Below are 13,108 nucleotides of genomic sequence, written 5' to 3' on the forward strand. Positions count from 1 at the left end.
GCGCGGGGTGCTGTGCGGCCTCAGTCGCGGGCGTCAATGCACGCCGGAACCGCGCTTGTCACGCTCCGCGTGGCGGGACTCGCGCCGCTCGGCGTTCCAGGCGGCGGCGATGTCGAGGAAGTTGCTGAGCATTCGGCTGCCGTGGTGCGACAGCACGCTCTCGGGGTGGAACTGCACCGCGTGGACCGGCAGGTCCCGGTGCTCCAGGCCCATGATCAGCCCGTCTGCCTCCGCGGTCACGCCGAGCGTGTCGGGAAGCTTCGCGCGCTCCACCACCAGCGAGTGGTAGCGCGTGGCGTCGAAGCTGTCGTTGAGGCCGCGGAAGATGCCCGTCGCACCGTGCCGGATGGTCGAGACCTTGCCGTGCATGGGCGTGGGTGCGCGCACCACCTCCCCGCCGAAGGCCTGCCCGATCGCCTGCAGCCCGAGGCAGACGCCGAAGATCGGGATCTCGCTGCTCAGTTGCTTCACCGCGTCGAGGCAGATGCCCGCCTCGTTCGGCGTGCAGGGCCCGGGCGAGAGCACCAGCGCGTCCGGCGCCCGCGCGCGGATCTCCTCGACCGTGACCTGATCGTTGCGCACCACGTCGACCGCGCCGCAGAGCGGGCCGATCAGGTGGACGAGATTCCAGGTGAAGGAATCGTAGTTGTCGATGACGAGGACGTTGGCCATGGCCGGCGGCTTTCCGGAAACTCCCCGCCGATGTGGCCGGTGCGCGGCGCCGGGTCAACGGGTGTGGGGTAATGGGACCCCTACCGGCGCGAGCCGCGGTGGCGGTTGCCGGTGGTGCGGATGCCCGCGGGCCGTCCGGGCGGGTTCGGCTTGAACGGGCGCCCGGCCGAGGCCTTCGCTCCCTTGCTCCCCGGCCGCTTGGCGCCGGAGCGGGCGCGGCCCTCGGACAAGAGCTCGAAGCGCAAGGCGCCCGCGCTCGGCGCGGCCTCGACGAGGCGCACCTCCACCCGGTCGCCGAGCCGGAAAGTCTCGCCGGTGCGCTCGCCGACGAGTGCGTGGCGGCCCTCCTCGTGGCGGTAGTAGTCCGCGCCGATGGTCGAGACCGGCACGAAGCCGTCCGCGCCCGTCTCGTCGAGCTTGATGAACAGGCCCGAGCGCGTCACCCCGGAGATCTGCCCCGCGAAGGTCGCGCCGACCCGGTCGACGAGGTGGTTGGCGATGAGCCGGTCGATGGTCTCGCGCTCGGCCGCCATGGCGCGGCGCTCGGCCGCCGAGATCTGCTCGCCGATCCGGTCGAGTTCCGGCACCGAGACGTCGGCGGGTAGGCCGTCCTTGCCGAGCCCGCAGGCGGTGATCAGCGCCCGGTGCACGATGAGGTCGGCGTAGCGTCGGATCGGCGAGGTGAAGTGGGCGTAGCGGCGGAGGTTCAGCCCGAAATGCCCGAGATTCTCCGCGGCGTAGACCGCCTGCGCCTGCGAGCGCAGGATCACCTCGTTGAGGAAGACGCCGTGCTCGCTCTCGGCCGCCGTCGCCAGGATCCGGTTGAATAGGGCGGGGCGCAGAGCACCCTCCTTCGGCAGCTTGATGCCGACCGAGGCCAGCACCTCACCCAAGGCCCGCATCTTCTCCAGGGCCGGCTCGTCGTGCACGCGGTAGATCAGGGGCTGGCGCGCCTGCTCCAGGGTCTCGGCGGCGGCGACGTTCGCCTGGATCATGAACTCCTCGATCAGCCGGTGGGCGTCGAGGCGCTCCGGCACGACCACCCGGTCGACACGGCCGTCGGCGCCGATCAGCACCTTGCGCTCGGGCAGGTCGAGGGCGAGCGGCCCTCGCCGGTCGCGGGCGGTCTTCAGGGCCGCGTAGGCCGCCCAGAGCGGGCGCAGCGCCGCGTCGAGGAGCGGCTCGGTCGCCGCGTCCGGGCGCCCGTCGATCGCGGCCTGCGCCTGCGCGTAGGCGAGCTTGGCACGCGAGCGCATCATCACCCGGTGGAAGCTGTGGCGGCGCTTCTCGCCCTCCGCCGTGACGATCATCCGCACCGCGATGGCAGGCCGCTTCTCGCCCTCGCGCAGCGAGCAGAGGTCGTTCGAGATGCGCTCCGGCAGCATCGGTACGACCCGGTCGGGGAAATAGACCGAGTTGCCGCGCTCCAGTGCCTCGCGGTCGAGGCTGGAGCCCGGGCGCACGTAGGCGGCGACGTCCGCGATCGCGACCGTGAGGATGAAGCCGCCCGGATTGCCGGGATCCGGATCGGCCTCGGCCATCACGGCGTCGTCGTGGTCCTTGGCGTCGGGCGGGTCGATGGTCAGCAGCGGCCGGTCGCACCAGTCCTCGCGGCCGCGCAGCGTGGCGGGTTTCGCGGCGTCGGCCTCGGCCAGCGTGTTCTCGTGGAAGACGTGCGGGATGTTGTGCAGGTGCAGCGCGATCAGGCTCACCGCCTTCTCGGAGCCGAGCGAGCCCAGCCGCTCGCGCACCCGGCCCCGCGGCAGGCCGAAACGCGTCTCGCGCTCCAGGGCGACGCTGACGAGGTCGCCGTCGCGCGCCTCGCCCTCCTCGCCGGGCGGGATCAGGATCTCGCGGCCCTGGCCGCGCTTCTCCACGGGCTCGATCCGGCCCCCTTGAGCGCCGGCCCGGTACACGCCGATGATCTCGGCCCTGTTCTTGCCGATCACCTTGATGACGCGGCCGGTGTAGCGGCCCTCGGCCTCGCCGTCCGGCTCGACGCGCAGCAGCGCCCGGTCGCCGATGCCGGGCGCCGGCCGCTTGTCCCGGCGCCCGCCCTTCACCGGCATCAGCACGATGGTCGGGGCCTTGCCCTCGCCGGTCCACTCGACCGGGCTCGCCACGAAGTCGCCGTGGCGGTCGCGGGAGCGGATGTCGCAGAGCACCACGGGGGGCAGCCGCCCGGCCTTGGCGAGGCCGCCGCGCGAGCGGGAGATCTGCCCCTCGTCCTCGATCTCCTTGAGGATGCGCTTGAGGCCGATCTTGTCGGCGCCCTTCAGGCCGAAGGCCTGGGCGATCTCGCGCTTGCCGACCTTGTCCTTGGACTCGGCGATGAAGGCGAGGATCTGCTCGCGGGTGGGCAGGGGGGTGGGTGTCGCGGTCGCGCGCTTGGCCAAAGAGACGGGCTCGCTGCGCCGCCTCGGCGGGCGGCGCCGGTTTGAGTTCGGGGCCGGAATCGAGGAGCCGGCAGACCTCAAGATGGTGTCGCGGGCGGTTCCCGGCAATGTCGAGGCGGGTGTCCTCAACAACTCAGCCCGCCGATTCAGCCCGTTGCGGCGCGCTCCGCGATGCGCTCGACGGCGGCATCGACGTCGAAGCTCTCGGCCAGGATCTCGTCGAGCGTGAACGGGCATTGTCGCGGCAGGGTCAGGCTGACCCGGCCCTCCTCCGGCTGAAGCTCAGGCGCCTCGGCGGCCTGGACCGCGAGCGTCCAGGCACCGTCCATGCGCAGACCTCCGGGATCCGGAGGATCGGCCGCCAGCACCGTGAGCGCGGCCCGGGCGCTCTCCCGGTACTGCAGGCTCCTCCCGTCGTCCGAGACCAGCGCCGCCTTGATCAGCTCGGCCAGGGCGTCCCGCACCCGCTCCACGCTCGCGTTCATGTCCGTCCCGTGAGTGTCCCAGGTCCGGGACGTGGCAAGGGCGATGCCAGAGGGGAGGGCCCTCAGTAGGGCGTGCCCGTCCGGCGCTGCGCCCGCAGGGCCTCGGCGTACCAAGTCAGCTCGTCGAGGAAGCGGTTCGCGGCCTTGGGCAGCCAGTCGTCGGCCGGCTCGCCGGCCTCGGAGAGCGCCTTGCCGATCCGCGGGATCGGCAGCAGCGAGGGGATGCTCGGCGCACCTAGCTCGGCCAGCATCGCCCGCAGCTGCATCGCGGCGCGCACGCCGCCGTACTGGCCGGCGGAGTAGCAGCAGATCGCCGAAGGGCGCCAGTAATACTCTTCGAGAAAGTGGTCGAGGGTGTTCGACAGGGCCGGCGGGATGCTGTGGTTGTACTCGGCCGAGACGACCAGGAAGGCGTCCGCCCGCCGGTAGAGGACGGCCAGGTTCTCCAGTGCCTCCGGTGCCTCGCCCTTGGGATATTCCTTGTACATGCGGTCGAGCAGCGGCAGCTTCAGCGCGGCCGGATCGACCAGGGGCGCCTCGTGACCGCGGCCCTCCAGGGCCCGCACCAGGAAGCGGGCGGCGCGTAGGCCCTGCCGGTCCGAGCGCACGCTGCCGAGGATGACGGGACAGACCAAGGACATCGGATGGGCCTCCGTGTGGAACGTCGTCCGGCGGAGGATGTCACGGCGGTGGGGGCAGGGCCAGGACCCCGCTCGGGTTGCCAGGGTCCTCGTCGGGTTGAACGGTCGCTGTCCGGCTGGTAGCTAGCGAATCGGGCCGGTGTAGCACAGCGGTAGTGCAGCGGTTTTGTAAACCGAAGGTCGGGGGTTCGATCCCCTCCGCCGGCACCACGCGCTCCGGGCAGGCCCTGGGCCGCGCTCGGCAGAGTACGGCACAGCTTACAGCCAAGTTTTGGTCGCGCGCATCGCGCCGAAGCTCGGTGTTGCACTTCGTTTACACGCGAGAAACCTGATGAAAGCCGCCTGAATGCGGCTTTCAGACTCGATTGAATACACATCCTGTAGCTCCGGCGCCACATGGCGATGAGCCCGGCACCCGCGGAGGCGAGACCGCTCCCGGTGCCCCGGAATCCGGCCACCCGTCGGACGAGCCTCATCGCGCCCGCAAGGCTACCGATGACGCACGACCCGAACGATGGCGCCCCCGCGGCGTCCGAGGATATCCAGCCGCCCCGGCGCGGCCCGCGCCCCGTCCGGCTCGATCCCGCCGCCCGTGCCCGCATCGGCCGCGGCCTGAGGCTGCTCTACGCGGAGGCGCTGACCCGGCCGGTTCCCGAGCGGCTGGAGCGGCTCGTCGCGCAGCTGGGCGCACCGCACGCCGCCGACCGAACCGAGGAGCCGCCGCGATGACCGGACTCGACCGCGTTCCCGAGGCGCCGCCCATGCCCGATGCCGAGATGCGCGACATGCTGCTCGGCGCGATTCCGGCCCTGCGCGCCTTCGCCTTCTCGCTGACCTACGACCTCGACCGCAGCGACGACCTCGTGCAGGACACGCTGGTGCGCGCCTGGACCCGGGCCGATACCTTCCGCCGCGGCACGAACCTGACGGCGTGGCTGTTCACCATCCTGCGCAACCTGTTCTACTCCGAGCAGCGCAAGCGGAAGCGGGAGGTCGAGGACGCGGACGGCAGCATCGCCGGACGCCTCGCCAGCCTGCCCGAGCAGGAGGTCCGGGTCGAGATGGAGGCGTTCCGCAACGCCCTCGACCGCCTGCCTTTCGCGCAGCGCGAGGCGCTGATCCTCGTGGGCGCCCAGAACTTCACCTACGAGGAGGCCGCCGAGATCTGCGGCGTGCCCGCGGGCACGATGAAGAGCCGGGTCAGCCGGGCACGGCTGCGCCTGATCGAGCTGCTCGGCATGAACGGAGCGGGCGACATCGGCACGGATGCCCTGACCCGCGCGGCGCTGGGCGAGTGAGCGGCGAGGGGCCAGCGGCGTAAGCGGGCGAGGCGACCGATACGGTAAGGGCTTCTTAAGACGTCCGTGTGAAATTTGCACACGGACCAGAAGCCGGGCGCGTCCGCCGCCCCCGCCGAGCACGCGAGCGCCCCGATGTCCACGATCTCCGGAACCCAGGGCTACCAGACCTACACCGCCCAGCGGCCGCCGCCCTCCGGAAAGGACCGCCTCGCCTCGGCCATCGGCGACGCGGCCTCGACCGGCGCGCTCAGCCAGACCGACGCGACCGCTCTGACGAGCGCCCTCGACACGATCGACCAGGGCCTTTCGGCCGACCGCACCGCGTCGGGCGGTGCGGCGCGGCTCGATCCCGCCGAGATGCAGGACCGGATCGGCGACCTGATCGCCGATCAGGTGAGCAGCGGCGCCCTGACCGAGGATCAGGCCGACATGCTGTCGGACCTGTTTGGGCAGCTGGACGAGGGCGGGCCGGACGGTCCCGGTGGCGGCGGTCCGCCCCCCGGCCCTCCGCCGGGTGGGACGGACGCGGCGACGTCCGACACCTCGGCGAGCGACCTGCTGGCGACCTTCATCGACCAGCTCAAGTCCGCGCAGACGAGCGGCGCGGGCTACGCGGCGAGCGGCCGGACCGGCGGTCAGCAGGCCTCGGCGCTGCTGTTCGACTTCAAAGCCTGACAGCGTCGCGGGCGTCTCCGCGACGGGGCGCGGTTCAGGGCCGGCGGTAAACCCACACGCGGGCGGGCGGCAGGTTGAGCCAGACCCGGTTCGAGCGGTCGGCGGTGTAGCTGCCGGCCTCGCAGCGGGCCGGGATCGGCGGCACCACCGCGTAGGTGAACTGCACGAAGGGCGCGCCCGGCTGCATCAGGTCGTGGGCGGCGTTCAGGAGGTCGAGGCGCTGCTCCAGGGGCTTCGTGAAGAGCGGCAGGCTGGAGATCGTGGCGGCGGCGGGCTCGCTGAGCAGGTCGCCGAGGGTGCGCCGGATGTCGTAGGCATCGCCCCGGATCACCGTGACGCCGGGGAAGCGGCGGGCCAGCAGGCGGCAGAAATCCGGGTTGAACTCGACCAGCACGAGGCGCTCGGGGGGCACGCCCCGGCGCAGCAGGGCCTCGGTCACCGGCCCCGTCCCGGGCCCCAGCTCGATCACCGGGCCGGTGCGGCGCGGATCGACGTAGGAGGCCATGGTGCGGGCAAGCATTTTGCCCGAGGGCGTGACCGCGCCGGTGACGAGCGGCCGCTCGAACCAAGAGCGCAGGAACCGCGCCTCGTCCTCCAGCGGATCGCGCCGCTCACCCAACCCAGCGGCCCGCGCTTTCGTGCTGGAACGACGTAACGGAGGCAAGTCCGGAGTTCCTTGTTGTTGTTGGAGGGTCGAGGACAACGCTCTCATACCGTCAAGCCGGCAGCCCTGCTAGGGCAACCCAGCACGAGGCCGGCCAAAAGCGACAACCGCGCCGGCCGCGATTGGATCCGGCGGCCCGAGCGGTTTTCCCGAATTCCGGCACGCGGCCGCGCCGGCTCAGGCCTGCGCCGCGCCGCCGAAGAAGTCGCGCACCTTCGAGAAGAAGCCCGTGCTCTCCGGGTGGTTGTCGTCCGAGGCCGTCTTGTCGAACTCCTGCAGCAGCTCGCGCTGGCGCTTGGTCAGGTTCTGGGGCGTCTCGACGAAGACTTGGATGTAGAGGTCGCCGACCTCGCGCGAGCGCAGCACCGGCATACCTTTGCCCTTGATGCGGAACTGCTTGGCGGTCTGCGTGCCCGCCGGGATGCGGACTTGGGTCTGCGAGCCGTCGATCACCGGCACGGTGATCTCGCCCGCGAGCGCCGCCGTCACCATCGAGATCGGCACGCGGCAGAACAGGTCGGCCCCGTCGCGCTGGAAGAAGTCGTGCGGCTTGATCGAGAGGAAGACGTAGAGGTCGCCCGCCGGTCCGCCGCGCAACCCGCTCTCGCCCTCGCCGGCGAGGCGAATGCGCAGGCCGTCGTCCACGCCCGCCGGCACGTTGATCGAGAGCGTGCGCTCGCGGTTGACCCGGCCGGCGCCCGCGCAGGCGCTACAGGGATCGTCCACGATCTCGCCGCGGCCGTGGCAGTTCGGGCAGGTGCGCTCGATGGCGAAGAACCCCTGCGCCGCCCGCACCCGGCCGTAGCCGCCGCAGGTCGAGCAGGTGCGCGGCTTCGAGCCGGGCTTGGCGCCCGAGCCCGCGCAGGTCTCGCAGGTGATCGAGGTCGGGATGCGGATCGTCTCGGTCTTGCCGGTGAAGGCTTCCTCCAGGCTGATCTCGAGGTTGTAGCGCAGGTCCGCCCCGCGCTCGCGGCCGGGCGCCCCGCCGCGCCCGCGAGCCTGCCCGCCGCCCCGGCCGTCGCCGAAGAAGTTGTCGAAGATGTCCGACATGAAGTCGCCGAACTCGTTGCCGAATCCGGGGCCGCCCGCGCCGCCCTGGCTGAACGCGGCATGGCCGAAGCGGTCGTAGGCGGCGCGCTTCTGCCCGTCCGAGAGGCACTGGTAGGCCTCGTTAATCTCCTTGAACTTGATCTCGGCTTCCTTGTCCCCCGGGTTGCGGTCCGGGTGGTAGGTCATGGCGAGCTTGCGGAAGGCCGTCTTCATCTGGCCGTCCGTGGCCGTCCGCTCGACGCCCAAGATCTCGTAATAGTCCCGCTTCGACATCCCTGTCCTCAAGGTCCCTCGCCCCGCGCCACGGGGGCGGGCGGCCAGCCGATTCGCCCGGTCGATCAGGCCGGGTCTAACATGCCCGCGCGTTTCCGCGACGCCGCGCGAGCCAGGCGGCATATGGGGATGCCGATTTCCGGCCGCACCCTCCGGCCGCGTTATCGTCCCAGATCCCAAAGGTCGAGACCTTTGGCGGGTGCAGGGCAGAGCCCTGCATTTGGGATCGCCATCCCGGCTTTGCCGGGTCGGCGATCCCAAGCCAGGGGCTTCGCGCCCCTGGACCCCGCCCAAGGGCCTTGGCCCTTGGGGATCCCGCTACCCGAAGGCGCCGACCTCGTGCTGGATCATCCCGGAGATCTCGCGCACCTGCGCGAACATGCGCCGGATCGGCTGGAACAGGCCGGTATGCTCGGCCTCGTAGGTGCCCACATCCCGCGGACCCGCCGGCTCGCCGAAATTGAGGCCCAGCGTCGGGTCCGGCGTGACGGGGAAGATCTCGTCGAGCAAGGCGAGGCTGGCATCGATGTCGAGGCGCAGGAAGCGCTCCAGCAACTGCTCGCGGCTCACCCCCGCCTGCGGCCGGAAGCTCGGGATGTGCACCGCCGTGAACCAGATCCGGTGGATCAGGGCGAGGCGCAGCGCGTGCAGCAGGGTGAGGCGCACCGACATCTTCCTCAGGTCGGGCGCGGCGGCCTGCAGCCCGAGCCAGTCGCAGGTGAGGCGCCCGAACAGGCGGCGCAGGGCCGGCGCGAGGTCGAGCCGCTCCAGGCTGCGCGCGACGGTGATCAGTTCCTCGCGGCGTCCCTCCTTCCGCGTGCGGCGTGCCCGCTCCAGCCAGACGGCCGGGTCGAGCGTGTCGATATAGGCGCGCAGCACGTCGAGGTCGCCGACGCTCGCGGCGTGCTGGGCGAGCCGGAAGGCGCGCGAGAAGCGCACCGAGTCGCGGCGCATCTCGGCGAAGATGTCCGGCGCCCGCTCCGCCGCCCGGCCGAGCCCGTGGAGCGAGTTCGCCAGGTAGCCGAGCTGCTGCAGGATCGCGTTGTTGGGGATCGCCCGCATCTGGCGCGGATGGGTGATCAGCGCCGGTCCGCCTGCGTCGCTCTGGCGCGCCACCGGCCGCGAGCCGGTGCGGTCGATCAGGCTCGGGCCGAAGGTGCCGAGCAGGGCCGCGTAGCCCGGATCCTCGACGAGCGACTCCATCTCCTGGCGCACGGCCGTGAAGAACTCGAGCGCGAAGTCGGTCTCGGCGTAGACCGGATCGCGGGCTGCGTCCGGGCCGGCCTTCGGCTCGGCCAGCGCGTAGTCGGCGAAGGCGTCGTCCTCGGCGAGGTCGAGGGCGTAGACGTGCTCGGCGACCCGCGCGACGCTGGCCTCGGCGAGCGCGGGGGAGCCGAACAGCAGGTAGCCGTCCGTGCCCTGGAAGCTCGATTCGAGGCGCACCCGGATGCCCGCCGCCCGGTTGCGCGCCCGCGCGTCCTCGGGGGCGAGGTAGGCGAGGCGGTCGCGCAGGGATGTCGGGTGGGCGCCGCGCCCGATCGACTCGCCGTGCGTGTCGAAGATCGCCAGCTCGATGTCGGCGAGGCCGTTCTGCACCATCAGCTCGGTGATGCGCAGGCGCAGGCGCTCGATCCAGAAGGTGGCGGCGAGCTGCCCGACGTAGCGGCCCGAATCCGAGTAGCCGAACTGAACGGTGAGGCGGCCGATGCGCTTGAGGTATTGCCGCCAGTGCGGGTTGCGCAGCGCGTCGTCGAGCGCCCGGATGCCCTGCTCCAGCGCCTCGGCCGTCTCGAAGAGGGGCGTGATCTCCAGCTTGTCCGCGATGCCGTAGTGCCGGGCGAGCCAGAGGGCGGCGAGCAGGGTGTAGCCGGTCTCGGTCTCGGCGATGAGGAAGCGCACCGGATGGGTGCCGTCCACGTGTTTGAGGATCTGGGCGATCGTCATCATCAGCCGCGCGGCAGACGCCCGCTCGGCCGCGAGCGCGCCGAAATCGACCGCGACCGGCGCCACGTCGTTGAGGAGCGCGTGGATCGTGGCGAGGTGGGAGCGGCGCTGGGCCGGGTCGGCGGGCTCGCCCTCGACGTCGGTGACGCGGCGGACCGCGTTGTGGATCTGGCTGGCGTTGAGCCGGAAATGAGGCAGCGCGTTCGAGAGGCCGTGGGTCGCCACGCCCGCGCGCAGCACCGCGATCGCCCGCTTGTCCGCCTCGGCCTCGGCGGCGCCGATCGCGCCCGCGAGCGCGGCGAGCAGCGCGCCCGCATCGGTCTGGGCGCGCTCGCGCTCGATGATCACCGCGAGGGCGAAGCGGTGGACCGCCTCGAGCGAAGGCTTCTCGCCGAGTCTCGGCGCCACCGTGAGTTGCCGGTTGACGGCGCTGAGGGCGTTCTCGGCGAGGGTGCGGGCCACCTGCGTCGCCGGGACCTGCGGCAGCTGGCGCAGCACCCGGTCGAACTGCATCCGCTTCGATTCGAGCCGGTAGCGCAGGGTGTCCCACCAGCCGATATCGGTGCGCCCGTCGGTGTCGCAGCCGACCCAGCTCGCCACCGCCAGCGGGCGCGGCACCAGCTCGGTCCAGCGGTCGGGCCAGCGGCGGCGGGCGGCGTCGAGAAGCGCGCCGTTGAAGCCGTCGAGCGCCGCGCGGGCGTTATTGGCGGCGATGCAGGCTTGGTCGAACTCGTCGTCGAGGCTGATCTTCGGGTCGGGCCGGGTCGATAAGGCCGCGGCCTCCGCGAGCAGCGGCTCGCGCGCGGCGGGGTCGGCGAGGCTGGCGCTGCGGGCGAGGAGGGCTGCCACCGCGCGGGGCATGCCGAAGGTCGGATGGGCGGTGAAGACGATCGCGAAGGCGGTGCGGCCGACGCGCTCGCGGAACGTCTCGAAATCGCCAGAACCCTGCGGCACGGCGGCGACGAGGCGGGCGGGCACCGCTGCGTCCGCGTCCTCCCGGTCCTCGGGCGCCCCGTTGAGCCCCACATAGGTCCGCAGGCGCCCGGCCCGCTCGGCCAGCGCCTGGGCGCGCAGGCGCACGAACAGGGCGTCGAGGTCGCCCTCGGCGATCTCGCCCCGGTCGAACCGGCGAGTGATCGCCAGCGTCACAGCGAGGACGGGGTTGCGGAACGGGTCCTCCGCCGCCTGCTCGCGGGAGGTCTCGATCAGACCGCGCAGATGGGTCTCAAGCTCTTCGGGGCTTCGGCTCCGCTCGGTCTCGCGCATCGATCGGTCCCGGCTCCCTGTGAGGTCGTTCGGTCCGCCGGAGCGGCCGTCGCAATTCTTGCCCGGCGCGCCGGGGCGCGGCTCCGGTGCAGATCCTTTGGCAAGGTCCGCTTGTACGGTCCGCAAGCAAAGTCTGCTTGCAAGGTCCGTTCCGCCGCGCCGCGTGATCGCGCAGCGCGCGGGCAGGTGCAAGAGGCGTGCGCTTCGGGTAACGGTTCGTCCGCATGGAACTCCTCCTGATCCTGGGCGCAGTGCTCGCCTGCACGGTCGCGGGCGTGATCGTGGTTCGGATGTCGGCCCAGGGCCGGCGCCCTCCGCTGCGGCTCGACAGCGAGCTCGACGCGCGCGACGAGGATCTGCTCACCCGGGTCGGCCCTATCCGCAGCCCGATCGACCGCTCCGCCGAGGTGCTGGACGCCGAGCCGGTCCGGACCCCGCCCGGACGACCCGGCGAGAAGGCCTGAGCCGATGGTGCGCACGCTCGCCGCAACGCTCGTCGCCGCGCTCGCGCTCGGGTTCCCGTGCGTGGTCCGGGCTCAGGACGCGCCCGCGCCCGAGGAGGCCCCCGCCCCGAAGGCGGCGCGTCCGAAGCCGGCGAAACCGGCCCCCAAACCCAAGGCCGAGTCCAAACCCAAGGCCGAGCCGGCGCCGGTTCCCCAGGCGCCCGAGCCGCGCGCCGCCGAGCCCCTTCGGGCGCCGGCCATCGACCGCGCTCCCCTCGACGCGACCTTCGCGGCCCCGCCCACCATCGCCTGCGGGGCGAAGGCGGCGCGCTTCGAGGGCGAGAAGGGGGGCGAGGTGTTCGTGACCCGGGTCGGCCGGGCGCAGGTCGAGAACCCGCTGCGCCCCCTCACGCCGGAGACGACCGAGGTGCTGCAGGTGGCCATCGGCGGCAAGCTGGCGACCGCCTACGGCCCCGACCTCTCCGCGCTGCGGCGCGGCGGCCCGCCGGGCGCGATCGAGGCCCAGCTCGGCACCGCGATCCGCTGGCAGGAGGGGCTTCCGGCCTTGCCCGACCCGCTGACCATCGTCTCGGAGGAGGGCCGCCCCGTGGCGCGTCTGGGCTTCCGTGAATGCACCGAGGCGCCCGCCGTGAAGGCGCCCCCGCCCGTCGCCGCCCGCAAGGAGCCGAAGCCGGCCCGTCCGGCGAAGACGCGGGAGGCCGCGCCGAAACCCGCCGGCGAGGCGCCCGCGCGCGGTCAGGCCAGGGCGGCGCCCAAGGTGCCGGCCGGTTTCAGCCTGCCGCAGGGCGCCATCACCGAGTGAGCGTGGCGGGGCAGCCGCGACGAGGAGACCGCAGCGCATGAACCAGGCGATGTCGGCCGCGCAGGTGATCGCGGCCCTGGGGCTCGCGCCCCATCCGGAGGGCGGGCACTACCGCGAGACCTTTCGCGATCCCAGGACCGTGGACGGCCGCTCGGTCGGCACGGCGATCTACTACCTGCTCGACGTCGGCGAGGTCTCGGCCTGGCACCGGGTCGACGCCGCGGAAATCTGGCACTGGTACGCGGGCGCCCCTCTGGTCCTCACGGTCAGCCCGAACGGGCACGACGCGTCGGCCCACCATCTCGGCCCCGACCTCGCCCGCGGGCAGCGCCCGCAGCACGTGGTGCCGGCCGGGCACTGGCAGACCGCGACGAGCCTCGGCGCCTGGACGCTCGTCGGCTGCACCGTCGCGCCGGGCTTCGACTTCGCAGGGTTCGAGATGGCGCCGCCGGACTGGCGGCCGACGCCGCGCTGA

General features: G+C 72.5%; 13 protein-coding genes and 1 tRNA gene. 7 read left to right on the forward strand and 7 right to left on the reverse strand.

All coding sequences use genetic code 11. The annotated features are described in order from the left end of the window. Positions 1 to 33: 33 nt before the first annotated feature. From DK427_RS05655 to DK427_RS05670, 4 genes are all read right to left on the reverse strand, one after another. Positions 34 to 672, reverse strand: coding sequence for an anthranilate synthase component II (locus DK427_RS05655; protein WP_109950406.1), 639 nt, complete (start codon positions 670 to 672; stop codon positions 34 to 36). A gap of 80 nt (positions 673 to 752) precedes the next feature. Next, entirely contained in the window at positions 753 to 3,068 is a 2,316-nt protein-coding gene (gene rnr, locus DK427_RS05660) for a ribonuclease R (protein WP_109950407.1), read from the reverse strand. A gap of 146 nt (positions 3,069 to 3,214) precedes the next feature. Beyond that, positions 3,215 to 3,553, reverse strand: coding sequence for a hypothetical protein (locus tag DK427_RS05665; RefSeq protein ID WP_109950408.1), 339 nt, complete (start codon positions 3,551 to 3,553; stop codon positions 3,215 to 3,217). Positions 3,554 to 3,615: 62 nt separating this feature from the next. Beyond that, positions 3,616 to 4,194 carry an NADPH-dependent FMN reductase gene (locus DK427_RS05670; protein WP_109950409.1) on the reverse strand — a complete coding sequence of 193 codons (579 nt, stop codon included), beginning with the start codon at positions 4,192 to 4,194 and terminating at the stop codon, positions 3,616 to 3,618. 135 nt (positions 4,195 to 4,329) lie between these two features. Between DK427_RS05670 and DK427_RS05675 the strand changes: the two genes are divergently transcribed. The 4 genes from DK427_RS05675 to DK427_RS05690 all read left to right on the forward strand — a co-directional run bounded on the left by DK427_RS05675 (position 4,330) and on the right by DK427_RS05690 (position 6,170). Next, a tRNA-Thr gene (locus DK427_RS05675) sits at positions 4,330 to 4,404 on the forward strand. Positions 4,405 to 4,689: 285 nt separating this feature from the next. After that, on the forward strand, positions 4,690 to 4,923 hold the full coding sequence (locus DK427_RS05680) for a NepR family anti-sigma factor (RefSeq protein WP_162559694.1): 234 nt from the start codon (positions 4,690 to 4,692) through the stop codon (positions 4,921 to 4,923). Then, entirely contained in the window at positions 4,920 to 5,492 is a 573-nt protein-coding gene (locus DK427_RS05685; RefSeq protein ID WP_204165276.1) for a sigma-70 family RNA polymerase sigma factor, read from the forward strand. Before DK427_RS05680 ends, DK427_RS05685 begins: the two co-directional genes overlap by 4 nt. A 135-nt stretch (positions 5,493 to 5,627) precedes the next feature. After that, positions 5,628 to 6,170 (forward strand): hypothetical protein, encoded by a 543-nt coding sequence (locus DK427_RS05690; protein ID WP_109954025.1) that lies wholly within the window; start codon positions 5,628 to 5,630, stop codon positions 6,168 to 6,170. Between the two features lie 34 nt (positions 6,171 to 6,204). Here DK427_RS05690 and DK427_RS05695 read toward each other — a convergent pair whose 3' ends face one another. The 3 genes from DK427_RS05695 to DK427_RS05705 form a co-directional block, all read right to left on the reverse strand. Beyond that, on the reverse strand, positions 6,205 to 6,834 hold the full coding sequence (locus DK427_RS05695) for a class I SAM-dependent methyltransferase (RefSeq protein ID WP_109950410.1): 630 nt from the start codon (positions 6,832 to 6,834) through the stop codon (positions 6,205 to 6,207). Between the two features lie 177 nt (positions 6,835 to 7,011). Continuing rightward, the gene (gene dnaJ / locus DK427_RS05700; RefSeq protein ID WP_109950411.1) at positions 7,012 to 8,157 is read right to left on the reverse strand and encodes a molecular chaperone DnaJ; all 1,146 of its coding nucleotides are present in this window, start codon (positions 8,155 to 8,157) and stop codon (positions 7,012 to 7,014) included. A 318-nt stretch (positions 8,158 to 8,475) separates the two neighbouring features. Next, positions 8,476 to 11,367, reverse strand: a complete 2,892-nt coding sequence (locus tag DK427_RS05705; RefSeq protein ID WP_109950412.1) for a phosphoenolpyruvate carboxylase — start codon at positions 11,365 to 11,367, stop codon at positions 8,476 to 8,478. Between the two features lie 224 nt (positions 11,368 to 11,591). On the opposite strand from DK427_RS05705, the gene DK427_RS05710 reads away from it, so the two are divergent. The 3 genes from DK427_RS05710 to DK427_RS05720 are packed head-to-tail and all read left to right on the forward strand — an operon-like array spanning position 11,592 to position 13,108. Continuing rightward, positions 11,592 to 11,831 carry a hypothetical protein gene (locus DK427_RS05710; protein ID WP_109950413.1) on the forward strand — a complete coding sequence of 80 codons (240 nt, stop codon included), beginning with the start codon at positions 11,592 to 11,594 and terminating at the stop codon, positions 11,829 to 11,831. 4 nt (positions 11,832 to 11,835) lie between these two features. Continuing rightward, on the forward strand, positions 11,836 to 12,633 hold the full coding sequence (locus DK427_RS05715; RefSeq protein WP_109950414.1) for a hypothetical protein: 798 nt from the start codon (positions 11,836 to 11,838) through the stop codon (positions 12,631 to 12,633). Positions 12,634 to 12,682: 49 nt separating this feature from the next. Further along, a complete protein-coding gene (locus DK427_RS05720) occupies positions 12,683 to 13,108 on the forward strand; it encodes a cupin domain-containing protein (RefSeq protein ID WP_425452592.1) in 426 nt (141 codons plus the stop codon).

It is taken from the genome of Methylobacterium radiodurans (genome assembly GCF_003173735.1).
In the GTDB taxonomy this organism is placed as follows: Bacteria; Pseudomonadota; Alphaproteobacteria; order Rhizobiales; family Beijerinckiaceae; genus Methylobacterium; species Methylobacterium radiodurans.